At 43.9% G+C, this 21,430-nt stretch carries 15 protein-coding genes and 1 other RNA gene; 14 read left to right on the top strand and 2 right to left on the bottom strand.

The features are described from left to right. The first annotated feature begins 247 nt into the window (after positions 1-247). From ACYUCY_RS10620 to ACYUCY_RS10600, 5 genes are all read left to right on the top strand, one after another. Positions 248-1,336 carry a COX15/CtaA family protein gene (locus ACYUCY_RS10620; RefSeq protein WP_460226461.1) on the top strand — a complete coding sequence of 363 codons (1,089 nt, stop codon included), beginning with the start codon at positions 248-250 and terminating at the stop codon, positions 1,334-1,336. Positions 1,337-1,489: 153 nt separating this feature from the next. Then, positions 1,490-2,092 carry a Yip1 family protein gene (locus ACYUCY_RS10615; protein ID WP_460226460.1) on the top strand — a complete coding sequence of 201 codons (603 nt, stop codon included), beginning with the start codon at positions 1,490-1,492 and terminating at the stop codon, positions 2,090-2,092. A 331-nt stretch (positions 2,093-2,423) separates the two neighbouring features. Further along, positions 2,424-2,975, top strand: a complete 552-nt coding sequence (locus ACYUCY_RS10610) for a cyclic nucleotide-binding domain-containing protein (RefSeq protein ID WP_460226459.1) — start codon at positions 2,424-2,426, stop codon at positions 2,973-2,975. Between the two features lie 208 nt (positions 2,976-3,183). Then, positions 3,184-5,241 (top strand): TonB-dependent receptor, encoded by a 2,058-nt coding sequence (locus ACYUCY_RS10605; RefSeq protein ID WP_460226458.1) that lies wholly within the window; start codon positions 3,184-3,186, stop codon positions 5,239-5,241. Between the two features lie 650 nt (positions 5,242-5,891). Continuing rightward, the gene (locus ACYUCY_RS10600) at positions 5,892-8,996 is read left to right on the top strand and encodes a beta strand repeat-containing protein (RefSeq protein ID WP_460226457.1); all 3,105 of its coding nucleotides are present in this window, start codon (positions 5,892-5,894) and stop codon (positions 8,994-8,996) included. A 162-nt stretch (positions 8,997-9,158) separates the two neighbouring features. On the opposite strand, the gene rrtA is transcribed toward ACYUCY_RS10600, so the two are convergent. Continuing rightward, the gene (gene rrtA / locus ACYUCY_RS10595; RefSeq protein WP_460226456.1) at positions 9,159-9,752 is read right to left on the bottom strand and encodes a rhombosortase; all 594 of its coding nucleotides are present in this window, start codon (positions 9,750-9,752) and stop codon (positions 9,159-9,161) included. A gap of 235 nt (positions 9,753-9,987) precedes the next feature. After that, positions 9,988-10,974 carry an HlyD family secretion protein gene (locus ACYUCY_RS10590; protein WP_460226455.1) on the bottom strand — a complete coding sequence of 329 codons (987 nt, stop codon included), beginning with the start codon at positions 10,972-10,974 and terminating at the stop codon, positions 9,988-9,990. A gap of 487 nt (positions 10,975-11,461) precedes the next feature. On the opposite strand from ACYUCY_RS10590, the gene ACYUCY_RS10585 reads away from it, so the two are divergent. The 9 genes from ACYUCY_RS10585 to mraY all read left to right on the top strand — a co-directional run bounded on the left by ACYUCY_RS10585 (position 11,462) and on the right by mraY (position 21,358). Beyond that, the gene (locus tag ACYUCY_RS10585) at positions 11,462-12,430 is read left to right on the top strand and encodes an alpha/beta fold hydrolase (RefSeq protein WP_460226454.1); all 969 of its coding nucleotides are present in this window, start codon (positions 11,462-11,464) and stop codon (positions 12,428-12,430) included. Positions 12,431-12,504: 74 nt separating this feature from the next. After that, positions 12,505-12,888: RNase P RNA component class A (gene rnpB, locus ACYUCY_RS10580), an RNA gene on the top strand. 832 nt (positions 12,889-13,720) lie between these two features. Then, positions 13,721-14,161, top strand: a complete 441-nt coding sequence (mraZ, locus tag ACYUCY_RS10575) for a division/cell wall cluster transcriptional repressor MraZ (protein WP_460226453.1) — start codon at positions 13,721-13,723, stop codon at positions 14,159-14,161. 19 nt (positions 14,162-14,180) lie between these two features. Next, complete coding sequence (gene rsmH / locus ACYUCY_RS10570; RefSeq protein WP_460226452.1) at positions 14,181-15,116, top strand: 16S rRNA (cytosine(1402)-N(4))-methyltransferase RsmH; 936 nt, start codon at positions 14,181-14,183, stop codon at positions 15,114-15,116. Position 15,117: 1 nt separating this feature from the next. After that, entirely contained in the window at positions 15,118-15,435 is a 318-nt protein-coding gene (ftsL, locus tag ACYUCY_RS10565) for a cell division protein FtsL (RefSeq protein WP_460226451.1), read from the top strand. 35 nt (positions 15,436-15,470) lie between these two features. Further along, positions 15,471-17,282: a peptidoglycan D,D-transpeptidase FtsI family protein gene (locus tag ACYUCY_RS10560; protein ID WP_460226450.1), complete on the top strand. Its 1,812-nt coding sequence runs from the start codon at positions 15,471-15,473 to the stop codon at positions 17,280-17,282. After that, on the top strand, positions 17,282-18,817 hold the full coding sequence (locus tag ACYUCY_RS10555) for a UDP-N-acetylmuramoyl-L-alanyl-D-glutamate--2,6-diaminopimelate ligase (RefSeq protein ID WP_460226679.1): 1,536 nt from the start codon (positions 17,282-17,284) through the stop codon (positions 18,815-18,817). Before ACYUCY_RS10560 ends, ACYUCY_RS10555 begins: the two co-directional genes overlap by 1 nt. Positions 18,818-18,857: 40 nt before the next feature. After that, positions 18,858-20,276, top strand: a complete 1,419-nt coding sequence (locus ACYUCY_RS10550; protein WP_460226449.1) for a UDP-N-acetylmuramoyl-tripeptide--D-alanyl-D-alanine ligase — start codon at positions 18,858-18,860, stop codon at positions 20,274-20,276. Further along, complete coding sequence (gene mraY, locus ACYUCY_RS10545) at positions 20,276-21,358, top strand: phospho-N-acetylmuramoyl-pentapeptide-transferase (RefSeq protein ID WP_460226448.1); 1,083 nt, start codon at positions 20,276-20,278, stop codon at positions 21,356-21,358. Before ACYUCY_RS10550 ends, mraY begins: the two co-directional genes overlap by 1 nt. Positions 21,359-21,430: the final 72 nt, after the last annotated feature.

Raw genomic sequence — 21,430 nt, 5'->3', positions numbered from 1 at the left:
AGAGCCGGATAACGCGACGACTATTCTGGTCCTCTCAGAGTCATTTTTGATTAAGAAGTGTTATGGCTTCGATCGAAGTGAGGCGACTAGACCTTGTTGTGAGAGTAATGAATGAGCCAGATACTATTAAAATTGGAAGAGAGAATTTGCTACAATGCGACGCTAATTTACAGGCGGTAGCTGTTCCCTTATTCACTGCACCTTGCATCGAAGTGCCAAACCATCCATTTCTTCAAATGTAGAACTAATGACAATATTGACAGAACCCCAACATCGAAAAGCCGACTTTCAGGTTGCTATTTGGCTACTTATTTGCGCTGCTGTCATCTTTGGGATGATTGTCTTGGGCGGCGTTACTCGGCTCACGGGTTCAGGTTTGTCCATGGTTGAGTGGAAGCCGTTGATGGGGGTGATCCCCCCCTTGAATCAAGATCAATGGCAAGAAACCTTCGAAAAATATCAACAGTTTCCGGAGTACCAAAAAGTTAACCATCAAATGGATTTGCAGGGCTTCAAGAGTATTTTTATTTTTGAGTATGCACATAGGGTTCTTGGCCGTTTGATCGGAGTGCTGTTTTTCTTTCCTTTTTTGTATTTTCTAATACGAAAGAAAATTCCCGCTGGCTACGTGCCTAAATTATCGGTTCTTTTTGTTCTTGGTGCGCTTCAGGGCCTGTTGGGTTGGTATATGGTGAAAAGCGGTTTGGTGGATTTACCTCGTGTGAGCCAGTATCGCTTAACCGCACACCTCGGATTAGCAGTAGTAATCTATACTCTGATGATGTGGCTGGTCTTCGATTTGCTGTTCACAAACAAAGATTCCAGTTCTCCTTCGTCCGTCAATTCTTCTCACAATTACGACCGTTATCTGACGCTGAAAAAATACGCTTACATCATAACCGCGCTTATTTTTCTGATGATTTTATCCGGAGGCTTGGTGTCTGGTTTGAGGGCAGGTTTTGCTTACAATACCTTTCCGTTAATGGACGGACGCATCATCCCTCTTGGTCTTTACGATCTGTCCCCGGCATGGCGCTCGATATTTGAAGATATTACGACGGTGCAATTTAATCATCGGATCTTCGCCTATATTCTATTTGTCTCGATTTTGAGTTTCGTGTTTGCAGTATTCTGCGGTCAATTGAGTCGCAGAATTCGCCGGGCAGTTTTAGTAATGTTGACGATGTTGTTGATTCAAGTGAGCTTGGGGATTAGTACTTTGTTGCTAATTGTGCCAGTTCCCTTGGCGGCCGCGCATCAGGCGGGCGCAATACTCTTACTTAGTGCCGCGCTCTTTGTGTGCCACGTATTTAAGGTCGAGACTAGCAAAAGTTGAATTGGTGTAATAAAAAAACGATTTACATCAAGAACTGCTTTTTTATAATCGGTATAGTGCGTAAATTATAATAATCTACATTACTGACGGATCAGTCAGTGTTGGCGAGAGCATCTAGGTCAACAATCACAGACCGCATTAAGAGGAGTATCCATGCTTAATCATCTTTTTGGTTTGCTATTCAATCCGCGACACACTTGGCAAGTGATCGGCGATTTGCCCGACGAAAGTCTCAAAAAGAATTTACCCTATGCCATGGTGTTGGCAGTGTTTCCAGCATTGGCCTGGTACATCGGCACTACCCAAACCGGCTGGAATCTAGGTGTTGACGACGATAGTATCCGCATCAGTTCAGAAAGCGCGTTGTCGTTAGCGGGCGGCTTCTATTTGGCGATGGTTCTTGGCGTCACCGGAATCGGCTATTTTATTCATTGGATGGCCCATACCTACGGCGCTGCTTCTAACCCTATAAAAGGTATTGTAATCGCAGGCTATACGGCGACGCCGGTTCTGTTGGCTGGAATCGCTGGAATTTATCCTATTTTTTGGTTCGATATTATTCTAGGTACCTTGGCTGTGGCCTACGCTGTTTACCATTTATATATCGGTATCCCAATCGTTATGCATATCCCGCAAGAGCGGGGCTTTTTGTTCGCCAGCGCCATCGTTGCGGTCGCTTTAGTGATTGTTATCGCGGTGATGGGCGGAACAGTCATTTTTTGGGAATTTATCTCAGCGCCTGAGTTCATTCGCTAGTATTCCCCTCGCAAATGCGGCAGGTTTGCACATCATGGAGCCATTTCGTAGTGGCTCCGTGGTCTTGATAGCCTAAACAAATTCTTCCTTTGACATACTCTTTGTCCACAATTTTTTATAAATCATCGAATTTATTCGTCGTAATTTACTTAGTTTTTCATTTCAAATAGCAGCTAAAAAGGGATTTGAAAGACTGCGAATTTATAATGCAACTCTCTTATTATCGTCTTTACTTAAGCTATGAGTGTTTTATTACCTGTCTCTTTGAAGGTAATGCCATGTGCATGAAAACAAGGGGAAATTGCCGTCAGAGAGAGTCGGCTCAAACAAAATGTTAGAACCTATAGAACAAACGTTTCAAACAGACGAAGACCCGATCGATGTTATCGTTGACCAAATTTCCATATTGGGCGGCATGTCGGATTCCCAGGTTTACGATGTCGTGCAGCGGCTAAAAAAAGTTAGCTACCAACGCGGAGAGCTGGTTTTCCGTCAAGGTGATCCGGCTTCCAGCATCTATATTGTTTTGACCGGTTTCGTCCAATTACTTTTTGCCGAAGGCCGACACCCGATGTCGAATCGTCAATTTGGTGTTGGTGAGTGTTTTGGCGAAACCTCAGTGATTGGGATACTCCCTCATTCGGCGAGTATGATTGCCGTCGATAACGTCGATCTTTTAGAATTATCTAAAGATGATTTAGGGCAAATTTTTGAAGAAGATACCGAGTTGTTTAGTCGGCTTGTTTTGAATATTGCCAGAGAAACTTGTCGTAGACTTCATCAAACCAACGAATTACTAGAAAAATGCTTTCAGAGCGGTGAGCTTGTCACACCGCATTTTATTCCTGTTCAAACGCCCTCAAATCATGGGCTTCGTCGTTAGTTCAGCGCTGGATTCCCGCCAAACATCAGCCGTCATTATCCGCTCGAATTCCCACTGTAATTGTTAACAGAGCTTTACCTGTTCCGTTCAGATCCATCTGGCGAAGCCCCCCACTTTTTTGCTATTGTTTGCGCCCCATGTTTTTAATGTATTTGATAGGTATCGATACATTTTCGTCTACCAGAAACTAGAAAATCAAAGGTTAGTTATGCGCTTCTTTCTTCTTAGTATTGCGATATTTCAAGCATCATTCACATTTGCACAATCAAACTCGACGATGGATGAAATCGTAACGACCACGCAGCGCAGAGATAGCTCAGCTGATAGCGTGGGGAATATTGCACAAATAAATGAGCAGCAGTTACGAGAGATCGGCTTGCTTCACATTCAAGATGCTTTAGTCAGAGTGCCGGGGGTTAGCTTTCAGCAAGGCAACGGCCAGGAATACTTACCTTCAATTCGATCAGCGGTACTAACGGGTGCTGGTGCCTGCGGTGGGTTTTTAACGGCTCAAGATAGTATTCCATTACGAGCTGCGGGCTTTTGTAACGTGAATGAATTGTTCGAAGCGAACACAGAGCAGGCCGCTTCGATCGAAGTCATTCGCGGGCCAAGTAACGCTTTGTATGGTTCAAATGCTTTGCAGGGTGTTGTGAATGTTCTTTTACCTTCTTCACCTTCGGAGCGACTTACTTCATTTGGGATTGAACTGGGTGCAAACGATTATCGAAGAGAAAAATTAACCCTAGGCAACACTTTTGGCAATCATGGCTTTATCGTTAATTTGAATACAACCCATGACGGCGGCTTTCGAGACGATGCTTATTTTGATCAGCAAAAATTAAGCGTGCGGCACGATTATTCTGGGGACAGTTGGGAAATTGCGACGACTTTTGCCGCGACGAATTTGAATCAAGAGACGGCGGGTTTTATTCTCGGTGATAAAGTTTACAAAGATAAAGACATCGCAGAATCGAATCCAAATCCCGAGGCGTTCCGAGATGCAAATTCATTCCGCTTGTATTCTCGATTTGAGCGCAACTTCGGGAATGACACCGCGTTGGCAATCACACCTTATTTTCGCAAAACAGAAATGGATTTTTTGCAACATTTTTTGCCTGGAACTCCACTAGAAGAAAATGGACAAGAAAGTATCGGCGCTCAAATTACCTGGTATGACGATCGCAGTGAATTGGTCAGTTGGATTACTGGGATAGATATTGAAAATACAAATTCATATTTGCGAGAAACACAAAGTGGTACTGCTCCCGCATTCGGTAGTGCTCCGTTTCGAATCCGTCCACAAGGCAAACATTATGATTATGAAGTCGATGCAGTTCAAATAGCGCCCTATGTTAATGTCGACGTAAGGCTTACTGAAAAATTATTATTAAATGCTGGGCTCCGCATTGAACTTATGAATTACGAATACAACAATAAAATGATTGATGGGAATACTGCAGATGATGGCATTCCATGCTTAGATGGTTGTCGTTACACGCGACCCGCGGATCGCGAAGATGATTTTACCAATCGGTCACCTAAAATTGGGCTTTCGTATAAATTTTCCGAAAGTGCTCAATTGTTCACAAATTATACCCATGGTTTTAGGGCGCCTCAGGCCACGGAATTATATCGTTTACAGGCAAGCCAGAATGTCGCTGATTTGGATTCTGAGGATGCAAAAAGTGTTGAGTTCGGTTTGCGAGGTAGAAATCGTTTTGTAAGTTATGAAGCGGTTGTTTATGGAATGAAAAAAGACAATGTTATTTTTCGGGATAACAGTGATTTTTCTAACGTTGATAATGCTAAAACAAAACACCGAGGCTTGGAGTTGGCTTTAAGCTTCCAGATATTTGACAACTTAAGTTTAGCGACGACGCTCAATTACGCGAAACATGAGTTCGATGGGACCCAATTTGTTAGTGGTACAAATGTTGGTGGTAACGAATTGGATACGGCCCCGAAACATTTTGGTAGTACTCAGCTCCAGTGGCGATTTGCTGAGAGTGCGGGTGCTGAACTTGAGTGGATACACATGGGTAAATACTTTACCGACACAAATAATAACAATACCTATGATGGCCATGAGGTGTTGAATCTGCGAACGTATTGGCAGCTGTCACCGAAAATTTACTTGGATTTTAAAGTGCTTAATTTGCTTAGAGAAGAGTATGCGGAACGTGCTGACTTCGCTTTTGGGAATGATCGTTATTTTCCTGGCGAGCCACGCTCTGCATATATAGGAGCCGAAATTAAGTTTTAAATTTTTTATCTGCAGTTATAAACGCGGTGGTTTTTACATTGTTTCTGCCAAGAAAATATAGGCTGTAAATTTTGTATTAACTAACCGCGTTTTTATTTTTTTTAGCCGTTATAAAGCTTTTGGTTTATTCTAATGGCTGCTTTTGAACGGTATAGCCATATAACCTTTATTTTATTTTTCAGTTACATTGATAACTAGAAAGCTCAAGTTGTTCGTTGTTTAATATAATTTCAAAAAAAATAGTGTTTAAAAAAAATAATTGCAATTGCAAGTATTGATAAAATACTGCTGATTTTTCGCAATATAACTTATTTGTCTAGTAAATATTCACTGGATGGATAGTTAATAAATTGATCAATAAAAAACCATAAAGATCCTATGCTTAGCTATTTTTGTTAACCCTGTCACTAATTATTCTCGCCCTACCGCTGATCGGCGTGCCCACCGCAAGCCATTGTTAATTCCTAAATGATCGAATAAGCTCGCGGCTTAGATTCACTTGGGGTGTTTCGCAAATTCCACACAAACTTTTTCTTTTGCATTTTTTATGCAAGGGCGACTTATGTTTGTTTGTTGAAAATGCGATCACAAAATCGCTTGATTACGTCACATAGCTGATACGTAACAAATTAAACTTTTGGGATATATTTATGCGCGGATTGTCATGGACTTTGGCTGTAAGTTACTTGGTATTGTTGTCAGCATGTGGTGGCGGTAGTGGAAGTTCGACGCCTGCCGATACAACACCTGGATCTTTTTCGTTTGTTGATCAGAGTGATGTCAGTTTAAATACCTTGCTAAGCTCCAATGCCATCAGTGTTTCCGGTATCAACACAGCGTCCCCGGTTTCAATTAGCGGCGGTGAATATTCCATTAATGGTGCGGCATTTACCTCGGCGTCTGGAACGGTAACCAACGGCCAAAATATCACTGTAAGGCAAACTTCTAGCGCGAATTTTTCGACATCAACCAGTGCAGTGCTTTCAGTGGGCGGTGTAAGTGACGCGTTTGAGGTCACAACCTTGGTGGAAGATATTACGCCTAATATTTTTAGTTTCACTGATCAGATCGATGTGGAACCATCAACGCTTACAACATCTAATTCAATTGTTATCTCATCCATTAATTCTCAGGCGACAGTGACAGTTGTCGGCGGCGAATATTCTATAGATGGTGGTGCTTTTACCGCCGTTGCTGGAACGGTTTCCAACGGCCAATCACTTGCGGTGAGAACAACTTCATCGGCTAATTTCGGTGGCGCAGTCGACGTTGATATCAGTGTCGGGACGGTTAGTGACACATTTAGTGTGACGACGCGAGCCGCGAATACAACGCCGGCTAGTTTTTCTTTTGTCGATCAAAGTAATATCGCATTGTCGACGCTTACTGAATCGAACACGCTTGTTATCACGGGACTTGAAGCTGATGCGAACCTTAGCATAACGGGTGGAGAGTATTCGATTAATGGCGCAGCGTATACAAGTGCAGCGGGGACGATTGCTGACGGACAAAATATTAAAGTTCGACAAACCTCTTCAAATTTAGCCAATACCACCACAGATACGGTGCTCACGATTGGTGGCGTCAGTGACACTTTTAGTGTTGCGACAGTTGTTGATAATGCCGCGCCTACCGCGACAATTTTATTTCCTTCCACGCAATCAATTTCTGACGGCGCAAATGTCATTGTTCGTGGTAGTGCAACTGACAATATTAGTGTGATCACCGCAATTTCGGTAAACGGCATTGCAGCGACAACCAGTGATAGTTTTGCGACCTGGACGGCGACGGTTCCCCTGGCACTCGGTTTAAATTCTCTTGATGTTAGTGCAACCGACGAAGCGGGAAATACCGATGCAAATGCAGCACAAGTGATTGTGCAGCGTAGTTCGACCTTGCTCACAGATCCTCGCGAAGTGCTAATTGACACTGCGGGTTCGCGAGCCATTGTTGTGGATTCCGGTTCTGCTGCAATTTTGACGATGGATTTAACAACTGGCGCGCGGGCAATTTTATCTGCAAATGGTATCCCCGCCGATAGTCCTATTTCCTCGCCTCGAGCAATCGGTATTGATGCCAATAACGTTTATGTCCTTGATGAAATATTTTTATCATTATTCGCTGTCGATCTAACAAGCGGTGCAGTGACCTTGGTATCGGGTATCGATATAGCGGGCAACCCGTTTCCCGACGCCAATAATTTATTTGCGCAACCAGTGGCTTTGACAATCGATAGTGCGAACAACCGCGCCCTAGTGCTAGACGCGAATCCCGCTGATCCAAATTTACATTCGATTATTGCGGTTGATTTAAGTGTTGGCGCTAACTTTGGCGTAAGGACTATTTTGTCGGACGGAACAACACCGAACAACACCTTGCCATTTAATTCGCCTACCAGCATCGCAATTGATACTGCTAACACTCGCGCGTTAGTGACAGACTCAGGGAATGCTGGCCGGGTTATCGCCGTCGATTTAACACCGGGTGCTACTTTGGGCGCACGAAGCTTATTGACCACCGGTGGCACTTTAGCGTTTCCTGTTGGCATTACCCTCGATACCGCAAACACACGTGCGTTAGTGTCGGTGTCTGCGAGCGACGGTTCGCCGGTAGGTATTCAAGCGGTTCGTTTGGATACAGGTGTAATTTCTGATTTTTCTAATGCAACCACACCGGATACGGCCAATGTATTGATCGACCCGATGGGTTTAACCTTGGACTCCGTCACTGGAGGTCGAGCGTTAATTGCTGATCGGACTTCGCAAGCGATTTTCGCGGTCAACCTTACCGACGGAACGCGAAGCATAGTGAGCGACGGCAAAGAAAACACGCCGAATGACTTAAACGTTTTGCAAGATCCTCAGTCAGTCGTGCTTGATAAATTAAATAATCGACTGTTTATCACTGAGCCATTTGATACTGGCGACGGAATAGATTCAGCGGCGGTTGGTAATGGAATTATCGAAGTGAATATTGCCACGGGAGAACGAAGTGTATTTGTTGCTGGTGTAAGCGGCGGTAACGATAGATCCTTCCAAGGCCTAGCTTTGGACACAGCCAATGATCGGCTACTCGCAACGCATACAGGAACCGATACGCGACTTATCGCAATCGATTTACAATCAAAAGTTGAAACAATTATTTCTGACAGCGCTGACGCTGCTGCCAACCCTTTTACAAGTCCAGGGCGAGTAATTCTCGATAGTGCCAATACTCGAGCTGTCATTATCGACGCGCAATTACAAACGATGTTCATGGTGAATTTATCGTCTGGAACCAGAACGGTTTTGTCTAGTCCGACGTTTCCCGATGCAGTAAATGTTATTAACAGCCCCTTTGGTGGCGCTTTAGATATCTTGAACGATAGAGTGTTGGTAGTTGATTCGCAGGGGTTTAATTCCGCTTTAATCGCAGTGAGCTTAAGTGGCGGCGCACGAACAGTTGTTTCCGCGAATGGTATTCCTGACGCGAACAATCAATTCGTGAGTGCCCTTGATGTTGCCTTCGATGAAAATACAAATACCGCTTATGTAGTTGATGCGGGTACGGATGCACTTTATGCGGTTACGGTAAACAGTGGTGTACGGACTTTGGTTTCTGATTTGGGACTTCCGAACAACAGTAACGTGATGACGCAACCTTGGAGCGTAGTGGTAGATCCTGTTGATAATCTCGCCTATGTCGTCGATAAAGGTTTGCAGAGTATATTGTTGGTAGATCTCATCAGCGGTGACCGCGTATTTTTATCACGATAAGCTTGTAAGGTTTAACGCTTACTGGCATAAAACACGTTTGACGTTGTAAATAAAAAACACGAAGTAGTTTACCGCTTCGTGTTTTTTTATGTGAGCACGGAATCTGTTTCGAAGGAATATATTTTTATAGTATCTTGTCGATGTTTTAAGGTCTTAGACAAATCACTTGTTTATAGTCTTTATTAAAGCTAACACGCCACCAAGTAATAAACCGGTTACAGCTCCCCACAAATGCGCGTCAACGATAACGACGGCTCCCCCTAACATGTTTGACACGTTGTCAGATGAAAACTGTTCCCAGATTAGTTTTACTAAGATTACAGATAACAATAAGCTCGCCGAGATTTTTTCTCTCTTAAAAATTTGTATACATCCGAGCACGAAAAAACCGTGCAAGACGCCGGATAAACCACGATACCACTGTACATCCGAGCTAAACCAATAAAGCCCAATGCTAACTGCGATAGCAAGAACAAACAGGGCGCTTAGTGTATACCCGGAATGCTGATCTTTAAAAAATAAGCTATTTATTGCGAGTAACGCTATCGCATTAAAGGTTAAATGTAGCCAGGTGATGTGGCTTAAGTGAGCTAAGAGTAATCGAGCAGGCTGCGAGAAAAGGTTGGCACGTTGATACTCTAATTCGGATTGTAGGCCCAGTAGTTGAATGCCGATGCAGGCGCCCACTATTACGATAATTCCAAAATGATGTCTTAGGAAAGCGGGCAAATTAAATTTGAGTGAATCCGTTTTCATGATGACTCATTTTTTTGGGGCGAGGATGTGTCGGTAATTTTTCTAGAGTACGATTCTACGTTATTCACGCGTCGATTCGATATAGGGAGAGGAGTCATTTTGCCAGCGAATTGGTGTTATCTTTTCAACAGAGGCGAATACTAAAATGCCGGAGTATATTCATACTCCGGCATTCGGGGGGGCATAATTGTGATTATGGTAGAAAGCTGTAATTTTCTGTTATTGCAAAATGTACTTATAAGTGATCCAGTAAGGATTTTTTCACTGCGACAAATGTAGGGTTTCTACGATCTTCAGCATCATAATAAAAAACATAAATTTCGCCGTCATCGGCCTTAGGTATTTCCATTGCGTATTCTTGGCGCCCAGCGCGTAGTTTTCTTAAGCCGGCTTCAATCGTGGATTCAGTTCGATAGATATCACTGCCAAGGTATTCGAAAATGGATCGCTCCACTCCCGTCCCTCTGAATTGTAAGTCTGAGATACTCGGCTCATCGTTCTCCGGGGGGGTGGCAATGCGCGCGTTAAATGATTTGATAGATTCGCGAACGCGGTTAATTTCTGATTTGTCATAATCAGATAATGATATTTGAGCTGCGGGTTTAGTTGGTGCTGCTGGTTTAGGTTCTTCTGGGGCTTGCACCGGTGCAGGCACCGGCACTGGCGCCACAGCTACAGGAGCTGGCGCTACTGGTTTAGGTGCGAGTGCAGCAATTTCTTGCGCGCGAGCTTCAATTTGCGCATCCGTTACGCGCTGTTCCTGTCGTTCAATCTGGCGTTTTGTAGCTTCAATCTTCGCTTGCAAAGCGGCAATATCATCGCCACTGTTTGCATGTTTACTCATGATGCGATCAAGTTCGCGCTGTTCTCGATCTTTTGCTCGGCCAGCAAATCTTGTGGTGTTTTCTTGTAGCATCAAATCACGATCAACATCCGCTGAGGGGTTGCTGGCTTGAAGTTGCTTTAAGCGATTCAATTCTTTTTCGGCCGCAATAAAATCCTTTTCTGCTTGCTCTAGTTCAGCTTGCGCCGCCACTGCTTCAGGGGGTAAGACGTTAACTTTAGACTGGGCCGCCAATAAGTCTGCATTTTGTTTTTTCAGTGTGTTATTCAGCGCGGCTAATGCTTCTTTTTCTTGCCCAACTGTAGCGCAGAAGGCAGTAGTTGAATACACAGAGATTGCAGCGATTAAGCCGATGATTTTTCGTTTACAAACTAGCATGTGTTTGCTCCTTCACATGGTGATGCTAAAAATAGCGACTTTAAAAATTGCCGCAATTATGGCGATTACGCCCCTGATTTCAATAAGCTACATCCGATAAAAATGACCGTTCACGGGAATTTATCGACCTTAGTATAAAAAAATTAGAATTGTGCTTTTGATAGAACGTGATTGAATACTTTATGGATAAAACTTATGCTGTCCAGTCTTGACAAACGAATTTGAAATTACTATCCAAAATCCGTTGCATGTTCCGCCAATTTGCTTAGGGCCGCAATCATATTAGCTCAGGAAATTGTCGCGATTTGAATTGTTTGGTTGCGAAGCGTAAATTTTTATTAAAGCAGCTGTTGAGATAATTTTTTTGTGCGCCAACGGTTGTAAAAAGAGATGGATGGTTGTTGTTTTTTCGAATTTTCTTGGCCTCTAATCAAAAAATAGAGTCGAGGTGAAAGATAGTTTTTTTGAATGCTTGGGGGAAATAAAATTGAAATATTTGGAAGAAATTAAATTAACGACTTTCGATAATAATGGCATTTCTATGCGAATCGCTGAAGCAGGCGAGGGTCCTTTAATAGTTATGCTTCACGGTTGGCCTGAGTCTTGGTTTTCTTGGCGTAAACAATTTAAACCCCTAGTTGAATCAGGGTTTCATGTCGTGGCCCCCGATATGCCAGGGTTTGGACATTCAGAAAGTTTAGCGTCAGTAAATGAATATAATGCTGCCAATATCGCCCGTTACGTAGTGGGCATTCTTGATCATTTTAATGTTGAGCAAGCGGTATTGGTTGGTCACGATTGGGGGGCGATAATCGCGTGGCATGTGGTAAGACTCTATCCAGAAAGGTTTAGCAAGTTAATTAATATGAGCGTTCCATTCATTCCGCATACGGAGTTGCCACCGATAAAAATTTGGCAAAATCATTATGGGGAAAACTTTTTTTATATTGTTTATTTTCAAGAAAAAGATGTGCCTGAACAGGAGTTCGATGCGAATCCAGAATCTATCATAAAAAGACTTTACTGTTCACCAAATACACCTCGGGCGGAAAAAGAAAATAAAAATAAAAATAAAAACAGCGGAGGATGGATAAAGCGTTTAGGTGATCCATTGGAGTTGCCATCTTGGCTCAGTCAAGACGAGCTAGATTATTTCGTGGATGAATATAAGCATGCAGGCTTTGAAGGTGGGATTAACTACTATCGAAACTTCGACAAGAATTGGGAGCTTATGAAGCCATATGCCGATATAAACCTCAGTATTCCGACGCTTTTTATTGCTGGTGAGAAAGATAATGTTATTCGAAACGCGACGCGAGAGCAGTTGCTCAAGAGTATGGGGAAGCAGGTTACTGGTTTAAAAGATGTTGTGGTGATTCCCGAGATGGGCCATTGGATTCAACAAGAAGCGCCAGAATTGGTTAACGATGTGATGCTAGATTTCCTGAAAGATTAGATGATTGGACATATCTATTCTCAAGGGAATATTTACCTTGCATAGTGAAGGGGCTGTCGTTAACCTCCCGCTCCGGAGTCGGCTCGGCAGTCGCTGTGTGATCAGCTAGTTAATTCGCTTGCGTGTTAACAGGCCTCGCATGGAGGAAAGTCCGGGCTCCAAAGGGTAGGGCGCCAGGTAACCCCTGGGAGGTGTGAACCTACGGAAAGTGCAGCAGAAAGTGAACCGCCTAAGTAATCTTCGGATTACCGGTAAGGGTGAAAAGGTGCGGTAAGAGCGCACCGCGCAACTGGTAACAGTTTGTGGCGATGGTAAACCCCGTCCGGAGCAAGACCAAATAGGAATCCATTGGTGCGACCCGCACTGGATTCGGGTAGGTCGCATGAGGTATGTGGTGACACATATCCCAGATGAATGACTGTCCTCGACAGAACCCGGCTTATCGGCCGACTCCGTTTTTAATTTTAAATTTTCGAGCTTTGTCCAACAGGTCATTCATTCGGTTGAATGACTGCCCTCGACGCTCTTTAGTCAGTACGCGGCTTATCGGCCGACTCCGTTTTTAATTTTTAGATTTGTTTTTAAAACAAGAAGTCATTCATTGAATTGAATTGCTGTCCTCGACGCTCTCTAGTCAGTGCACGGCTTATAGGCCAACTCCGTTTTTAATTTCTAAATCAGAGTTTTATTCAAGAAGTCATCCATGAAGTTGAATGACTGTCCTCGACACCCTCTAGTCAGTACGCGGCTTGTCGGCCGACTCCGTTTCGATTGTTTTATCAAGGTGTCATTCAAGAAGTCATTTATGGAAATGAATGGCCGCTGCCACTTAGGGTGATTTCCTTGGTTCCGGTAACACGTGTTCTTGAGAACGAACAGCTGTCTCTTTATTCAGCCGCGAAGGGTTTGGCTTAAATTTTAGAAGTGACGCTTAAATCAACTAGAATTCGGCCCCAACTATTTCATTCAGTCCTATCGACACAGCTTTTTTTATTTCTAAAAAGAATAACAGGTCGAAATAATTACCTAAAATAGTCTTACTCTTAATGAGTTACTTTAAGTTGTGATCCTACCTGCATGATTTAAACATCTTTATCAAAACCTGGTGTCAGAATTCGCCCGAATTTGACCATATCAAATCCGTGATTTACCCCTAGTTTTCAAGGTTTTAGCGTTATCTTGCTTGACTTTGCATAGGCTCAACTTACACTAGCAAAACGGTGGAGATTTGTGGGTGTTTGTGGGATTTTAGGGTTATTTGATCTCTTTGGTGGATAAAGGTGGTGTTAAGTGTTCCAAGGTAGTCATTCGATCAACATGGATAGCAAGGGCAGAATTGCGATGCCCGCGCGTGTCCGTGAATCCCTCGATACTATCTGTGGTGGACGAATCGTTATCACCGCCAATTACAAAGATCGTTGCCTCCTCGTTTATCCCGAACCTAAGTGGCAGGAAATCGTATCACAAATCAAAGCATTACCTAATACCAGCCAAGCCGCTCGTCGTTTGCAACTCATCGTTATTGGTTACGCCAATGAATTGGAGCTCGACTCCAATGGCCGAGTCTTGCTCGCGCAAACCTTAAGAGATTACGCAGGTATTGATAAAAAATTAATGCTCTTCGGGCAAATGGATCGTCTTGAGTTGTGGAGTGCTGAGGGTTGGCAGACCTTTATAGATAATCAAGACTTTGGCGAAGATACCGAAGAAATGAAGCAGTTGTCTTTGTGACAACCTTAAAGTCAAAGCGATGACAGCTGAGAAGCAAGCGCACACTACTGTTTTGCTAAAGGAAGCAGTGGATGCCTTGGTTACGGATCCAGATGGGTTTTATATCGATGGTACTTTTGGGCGTGGCGGGCATAGTCGAGAAATATTATCTGCTTTGTCAGCTTCTGGTCGCTTACTGGCGATAGATAAAGACCCCTCTGCAATTGAAGTGGGAAAACAAAGTTTTGCTGATGATGCGCGATTTTCTATCGCCCATGGCTCGTTTGCAACAATGGGCAGTTTGGTAGCAGCGCAAAATATGACGGGTCGAGTGAATGGAATATTGATCGATCTTGGCGTTTCCTCTCCTCAGTTGGATGAGGCTGAACGAGGATTTAGTTTTAGTAACGACGGTCCTTTAGATATGCGAATGGATTCATCAACAGGGATAACGGCTGCGGAATGGGTTAATTCTGTTTCAGAAGCGGAATTAATAAAGGTTTTAAAAGAATACGGCGAAGAAAAATTTGCCAAGCGGATTTCAAGTGCGATTGTTGCTGCCCGAGCGGAGGCACCCTTAACGCGAACGCTGCAACTGGCGAAGATAATTTCAGAGGCACATCCCGCCTGGGAAGTGGGGCGGCATCCAGCTACCAAATCGTTTATGGCAATACGTTTATTTATTAATGGCGAGTTAGAGGAGTTGTCGACACTTTTATCTCAAGTGGTTGGCATGCTCGCACCTGGTGGTCGTTTTGTGGTGATTGGTTTTCATTCTTTGGAAGATCGATTGGTAAAACGATTTATTCGCGAACAAGAGCGAGGAAAGCCAATCCCAAGAGGCTTGCCAGTAACTGAAGACATGATTGAGCGCACCTTAAAATCTTGCGGTAAGCCAATCAAGCCCTCGCAAAATGAAGTTGCGGGAAACGTGCGATCTCGAAGCGCGATCATGCGAGTCGCTGAGAAATTATAGTATGCCGCAAATTAAAAAGCCGACCCATATTGCAAATGATGCTCGCTACTTTAATCGCAACTTGGTGCTGATATTTTTTTTATGGTTGGCGGTAATGGTGAGTGCTTTGAGTGTTGTGTATTCGACACATAAAAGCCGGCAGCTACTAAACGAGTTAGAAAATTTCAGAAAAGAGACTAATGAGCTTTATGTAAATCGAAGCCGTTATTTATTAGAGCAAAGTACTTTGGCTGATTATTCGCGAGTTGAGGCGGTTGCATCTGCAGAATTGAATATGAGTGCCCCCGAATTCACTCAAATTATTGTCTTAGAAAATTAATTGTTTAAATCAAGTGATAGAGACTTGAATTGAATATGAAGAAGATAGCGAAAGATAAGGAGAAGAAGCGTCAGAGTCGGCAAGCTACAAGCCGAGCTGTACGTACGCCTGTCTTTCAGCCTGCCATTGTTCGCTGGCGTTATTTTTTCATCTGTAGTTTTTTTGTAATCGTTGCCGTTGTTTTGGTAGGACGCTTGGTGAAAGTGCAGGTGTTGCCGAGCCAGGATCGTGGCTTTGAGTTCTTGCAGCAATACGGCCGCTCACAGTTTTTACGTAACGAGCCTATCAGTGCAACGCGTGGAATTATTACCGATAGAAATGGCGAATTATTAGCGGTTAGTACACCAGTTGTATCGGTGTGTGGAAATCCAAAAGTTTTACTCGAGTCGAAAGAGCGTTGGGCCGAGCTAGCTCGTTCATTGAATATTTCTGCGAAGCAATTAGCCGACAAGATTAACCGCTATGCCAATAAAGAATTTATGTACTTTGAAAGAAGTATGCCGCCGGAAAGTGCCGATAAAATATTAGCTTTGGACATTCCTGGTGTTTTTCCGCAGCAAGAGTATCAGCGTTTTTATCCCGCTGGCGAAGTCGTTGCCCATGTTGTGGGCGTTACCAATATTGATGACGTTGGACAAGAAGGAATTGAGCTTGCTTACAATGATTGGCTGCGAGGTTCGGCCGGCGCAAAGCAGGTTGTTAAAGATCTTAAAGGCCGCGTTATTGAGGATGTACGTTTACTCAATGCAGCTATTCCCGGTAAAGATTTATCGCTGAGTATCGACCTACGCCTGCAATTCTTAGCTTATCGAGAATTAAAAGCTGCGTTCCAACAACATAATGCGGTATCGGGTTCGGTAGTGATTTTGGATGTAAAAACGGGTGAGGTTTTGGCGATGGTGAACCAGCCATCATACAACCCAAATAATCGCAGCAAAGTAAATGCGAGCGCGATGAAAAATCGGGCGATTACAGATTTGTTTGAACCAGGTTCAACAATGAAGCCGTTGACGGTATTAGCTGCATTGGAAAGTGGGCGCTATACCCCGGGAACGAAAATCGATACAAGCCCGGGCTGGATACATGTGCCAGGTAAAACGTTTACTGATTATTCAAATTACGGATTGATCGATATTACCAAAATAATTACCAAGTCTAGCAATGTGGGCATCACCAAAATCGCAATGGATTTATCGCCAGAAACAATACGGGGCATGTTTTTTCGCTTGGGTTTGGGGCAAGACACAGGAACGGGGTTTCCCGGTGAATCCGTTGGTGTGCTCCCAAACCATGAGCGTAAGTGGCGAGCAGTTGAGCGAGCAAACATGGCTTTCGGTTACGGTTTGTCGGTGAATGCAACGCAACTAGCGCAAGCTTACAACGTGATAGCCAATGGCGGAATTAAAAAACCTGTGTCCTTGCTGAAACTATCTGACCAGCAAACACAGGATTTTGAAGATCGTGTTGTCGGCGAAAAAATTACCAATCAAGTCCTTGCGATGATGAGAACGGTACTAGAGCCAGGTGGGACAGCAACTCAAGCGAAAATGGAAGCGTACTCAGGGGCGGGTAAAACTGGGACGGCGAGGAAGGCTAACGTTGGTGGTTATTCAGAAGATGCAAAATTTTCTGTTTTCGCGGGGATCGCACCCGTAGAAAACCCACGTATTGTTGTTGCCGTGATGATTAACGAACCTAGAAACGGTTTGTATGGTGGTGGCGAAGTAGCAGCACCTATTTTTTCTGGAATTGCTGAAGGTTCGTTGCGTATTTTGCAAGTGCCGCCAGATAAAGTTTCAAAACAAATGACGACCAAACTTCCAACTAAAAGAGAACCTTTATCGTGATGGCTCAGACAGGCTTGCTTCCTGCAATTACTCTCGCCGAATTACTGCCGGGTACCTGGTTGCCTTCCGCAGTGGGCGCTGTGGTTGTGTCTGGCTTGTGTTTGGATCATCGCAAGCTTGTCGAAGGTGATTTGTTTATCGCAATGCCGGGCACGAAACACGACGGTCGACGTTATATCAACGACGCGATTAAGTTGGGTGCAATAGCGATTTTGAAAACGCCCGATTCAGACGCGGACACAATAAGTTGGCAGGGTGAAGTTCCAATTATTCCATTTCCTTTGTTAGAAGAAAAAGTGAGCGAGATTGCGGGTAATTTTTTCTCGGATCCCTCAAAGTTAATGAATGTCGTTGGTGTTACCGGCACAAATGGAAAAAGTACGGTAACTCATTTGTTGGCTCAGCTTCATCAGCTAACGGATAGTAATGCTGGAGTGGTAGGTACTCTTGGCTTCGGCATGATGAATCAACTCGGAAACGATGTTGATGATTTGGTTGAGACGGGGTTAACCACTGCTGACCCAATTGCCACACAACAAATATTGGCAGAATTAAAAGACAAAGGCGCGGTTGTCGTAGCGATGGAGGTGTCATCTCATAGTTTGCAGCAACATCGTGTCGATGCTGTTGATTTTGAAGCTGCAATCTTTACGAATTTAACGAGAGATCATCTCGATTATCACGGTGACATGGAAAGTTACGGCCGAGCTAAGCAACGTTTGTTAGTTCGTAGCGAGCTATCACATTGTGTTGTTAATTTTGATGATGAATACGGCCGTCGTTTTGCGACAAAAATTTCTCCTGAAAAATCTAAACCAAATACTAAGTTATGGACTTATTCGATTCGAGATTCTAAAGCCGCTGTCTATGCAAAAGAAATTCATCTTGATGCCAATGGAATTTCCGCATATGTGGTTACTCCTTGGGGAGAGGGTCAGCTTAGATCGAGTTTGCTGGGCGAATTTAATCTCAGCAATTTATTGGCGGTATTAACAACTTTTTGCGCGCAGGGTGGCAAGCTTAAATCCGCGCTGGAACAAATGGAGAAGCTTAAGCCGGTCGCGGGCCGAATGGAAATAATTCGCGGCTCCGTCGACTTTAGTATTGTCGTTGATTATGCGCATACATCGGACAGTCTAATCCATGTGTTAAAAGCTTTACGTGCGCATACTGAAGGCCGTTTGTGGTGTTTGTTTGGCTGTGGAGGTGATCGTGATCGCGGCAAGCGCCCCCTAATGGCGAAAGCAGCAGAAGAATTTGCAGATATCGTTATCGTTACAAGTGACAATCCGCGCAGCGAGTCACTTATAACTATTAATGAAGACATTCGTGCGGGCTTCAAAAAACCCGAGAACGTAACTTTTTTTGATGATCGGGCAATGGCGATTAAATATTGTTTAGAAAACGCTGTAAAGGGCGATTGCGTCTTAATTGCCGGTAAAGGACACGAGAATTATCAACTGATTGGCGATAACCGCTTGCCGTTTAGTGATGCGAAACAGGCTCGATTAGCACTTAGAGAGCTGGGTGTGTAGTTTCGGTTTAAAAAATAGCATTGCATATTGATATTAAAAAATGATGAAAAGTTTTGCGTTACATGAGGTTGTCGAAAAAACCGAAGGTCGGCTGATCAACGGTGATTGCGAGTTCGATCATGTAAGTACTGACACCAGAGCGGTGCAATCAGGTGATTTATTTGTCGCCTTGCGCGGTGAAAAATTTGATGCACACCAGTTTCTTCAGCAAGCAGTGGAAAAAAATGTGAGTGGTTTAGTAGTTGAGCAAGTGGATAAATCGATAGGGCTGCCACAACTGGTGGTGAGTGATTCGACTATTGCCCTAGGAAAGTTGGCGCAAATTAATCGAGAAAACTTTCTTGGAAAAGTTATTGGAATAACTGGGTCCTGCGGTAAAACAACCGTGAAAACAATGCTACGTAACATACTTAGTTGCAAAGGCAGCGTCCATGCCACCGAAGGAAATTTCAATAATCACATTGGTGTACCACTCACCTTGTTCGCAATTTCTCCGCAGCATCAGTATTCGGTAATTGAAATGGGTGCAAGCGCCCCTGGTGAAATTGCGTACTTGGCGGATTTGGCTAAGCCCGATGTTGCTGTGATTACTAACGTGTTGCGAGCCCACGTAGAGGGTTTTGGTTCGATTGAAGCAGTGGCTAAGGCAAAGGGCGAAATCTTCTCGCAACTTTCTCCGAAAGGCACAGCAGTGATTAATTTGGATGATCGTTTCGCTCATAGCTGGGTCGCAAGTAATCCAGGTAAAAAATTAGTGACATTTAGTTGTCTGACTCCGACCGCTGACTTTTTCGCAAAAAACATTAGCGTGTTAGAAAACGGAAATATCGGTTTTGAAATGGTGATGTTCGGTGAGCAATTAGAGATCGAATTAGCCATGTTGGGGAAGCAAAATGTTGCAAACGCGTTAGCCGCTGCCGCTTGTGCCTATGCAGTGGGGGCAAGCGGGGAAGATATTAAAAATGGATTGCAAGGCACCCGGGCAGTAAATGGGCGAATGCAATCGATGGTGGGAAAATCTGGTTCGTTGATCATCGACGACAGTTATAACGCGAATCCGGATTCGGTGCAGGCCGCAATAAATGCCTTGGTTAGCTTGCAGAGAGAATCCATTTTGGTGCTAGGTGATTTGGCAGAACTTGGTGCGGACTCGAATGCTCTGCATCAATCACTTGGTGCATATGCGAAGGCAAAAAAAATCACTGAGCTGCTGACCGTTGGAGATGAAGCACAGTTTGCCAGTGAAAAGTTTAATTCAGAAAAAGGTTCTCTTGGTCAAATTGCAAAACATTTTTCCAGCCAAGAAGAACTCATTAGTTATTTGTTGAATCGCGTAGAGAAAAATAGTGCGGTTTTAATTAAAGGGTCCCGCGTTTCTCATATGGAACGAGTTGTGGCGGCGCTGACTGATGCGGACGCAGTAACTGGAGCGGACGCTATATTTGGGGCGAAGCATTAATGTTATTACTACTTGCGGAGTATTTGCAGCAACATATCAGTGCATTTGCGGTGTTTCAGTACCTAACCTTTCGCGGCATCTTAGGTGTTTTAACAGCTTTAGGTATCTCCTTGTTTATCGGGCCGTGGATGATTCGAAAGCTAAATATTTTGCAGATCGGTCAGACGGTTAGGGACGATGGACCGCAATCACATTTATCTAAATCGGGCACGCCAACGATGGGCGGAACGCTGATCCTCGCAGCAATATTTGTTAGCAGTTTGTTGTGGTCAGATTTGTCGAGCCGATACGTTCAAGTTGTTTTAATCGTTACCTTAATTTTTGGTGCGGTAGGTTTCGTCGATGATTATCGAAAAGTTGTTGAGAAAAATACTCGTGGCCTATCAGCATTTTGGAAGTTTTTCTGGCAATCCTTGGGCGGCCTTGGGGCCGCCGTTTTTTTATTTTTGACTGCCGAAAGTTCAATCGAAACGACATTGTACGTGCCGTTTTTTAAATCTGTCGCTCTCGATATGGGTGTCTTCTATATCGTATTCACCTACATCGTCATTGTAGGTTCTAGTAATGCCGTTAATTTAACAGATGGCTTGGACGGCTTAGCAATAATGCCCTGTGTCATGGTTGCCAGCGCGTTGGGGGTGATTGCGTACTTAGTTGGACACATTGAATTTGCTAGTTATCTCAATATTCCGTATGTGGCGGGAACGGGCGAGTTAGTTGTGTTTTGTGGCGCTTTAGGCGGAGCGGGTTTGGGGTTTTTATGGTTTAACACTTACCCCGCGCAGGTGTTTATGGGTGACGTAGGCGCCCTGGCTTTGGGAGCGGCATTAGGAATTATTGCTGTAATCATTCGCCATGAAATTATTTTATTCATTATGGGCGGTGTTTTCGTGATGGAAACAGTGTCAGTGATTTTGCAAGTGGGTTCCTACAAGCTAACGGGTCGAAGAATTTTCCGAATGGCTCCTTTGCATCATCATTACGAATTAAAAGGCTGGCCAGAACCTCGTGTCATTGTACGGTTTTGGATTATTACCGTGATGTTAGTGTTATTCGGTCTGGCAACTTTAAAGTTACGTTAATGAAATCGATTTTTGCGAAAATTGTGATAGCAAAATCTCAGAAGAAAACAGCATTCAGTATGCTATCGGTTG

The organism is Aurantivibrio infirmus, from assembly GCF_054767315.1.
Note: the sequence above shows the minus strand (reverse complement) of the source record. Positions and strands in the feature narration are given on the sequence as shown.

Coding starts and splice junctions, on each gene's coding strand:
- ACYUCY_RS10620 (WP_460226461.1), top strand. CDS start 248: ATGACAATATTGACAGAACCCCAACATCGAAAAGCCGACTTTCAGGTT.
- ACYUCY_RS10615 (WP_460226460.1), top strand. CDS start 1,490: ATGCTTAATCATCTTTTTGGTTTGCTATTCAATCCGCGACACACTTGG.
- ACYUCY_RS10610 (WP_460226459.1), top strand. CDS start 2,424: ATGTTAGAACCTATAGAACAAACGTTTCAAACAGACGAAGACCCGATC.
- ACYUCY_RS10605 (WP_460226458.1), top strand. CDS start 3,184: ATGCGCTTCTTTCTTCTTAGTATTGCGATATTTCAAGCATCATTCACA.
- ACYUCY_RS10600 (WP_460226457.1), top strand. CDS start 5,892: ATGCGCGGATTGTCATGGACTTTGGCTGTAAGTTACTTGGTATTGTTG.
- rrtA (WP_460226456.1), bottom strand. CDS start 9,752: ATGAAAACGGATTCACTCAAATTTAATTTGCCCGCTTTCCTAAGACAT.
- ACYUCY_RS10590 (WP_460226455.1), bottom strand. CDS start 10,974: ATGCTAGTTTGTAAACGAAAAATCATCGGCTTAATCGCTGCAATCTCT.
- rsmH (WP_460226452.1), top strand. CDS start 14,181: ATGACAGCTGAGAAGCAAGCGCACACTACTGTTTTGCTAAAGGAAGCA.
- ftsL (WP_460226451.1), top strand. CDS start 15,118: ATGCCGCAAATTAAAAAGCCGACCCATATTGCAAATGATGCTCGCTAC.
- ACYUCY_RS10560 (WP_460226450.1), top strand. CDS start 15,471: ATGAAGAAGATAGCGAAAGATAAGGAGAAGAAGCGTCAGAGTCGGCAA.
- ACYUCY_RS10555 (WP_460226679.1), top strand. CDS start 17,282: ATGGCTCAGACAGGCTTGCTTCCTGCAATTACTCTCGCCGAATTACTG.
- ACYUCY_RS10550 (WP_460226449.1), top strand. CDS start 18,858: ATGATGAAAAGTTTTGCGTTACATGAGGTTGTCGAAAAAACCGAAGGT.
- mraY (WP_460226448.1), top strand. CDS start 20,276: ATGTTATTACTACTTGCGGAGTATTTGCAGCAACATATCAGTGCATTT.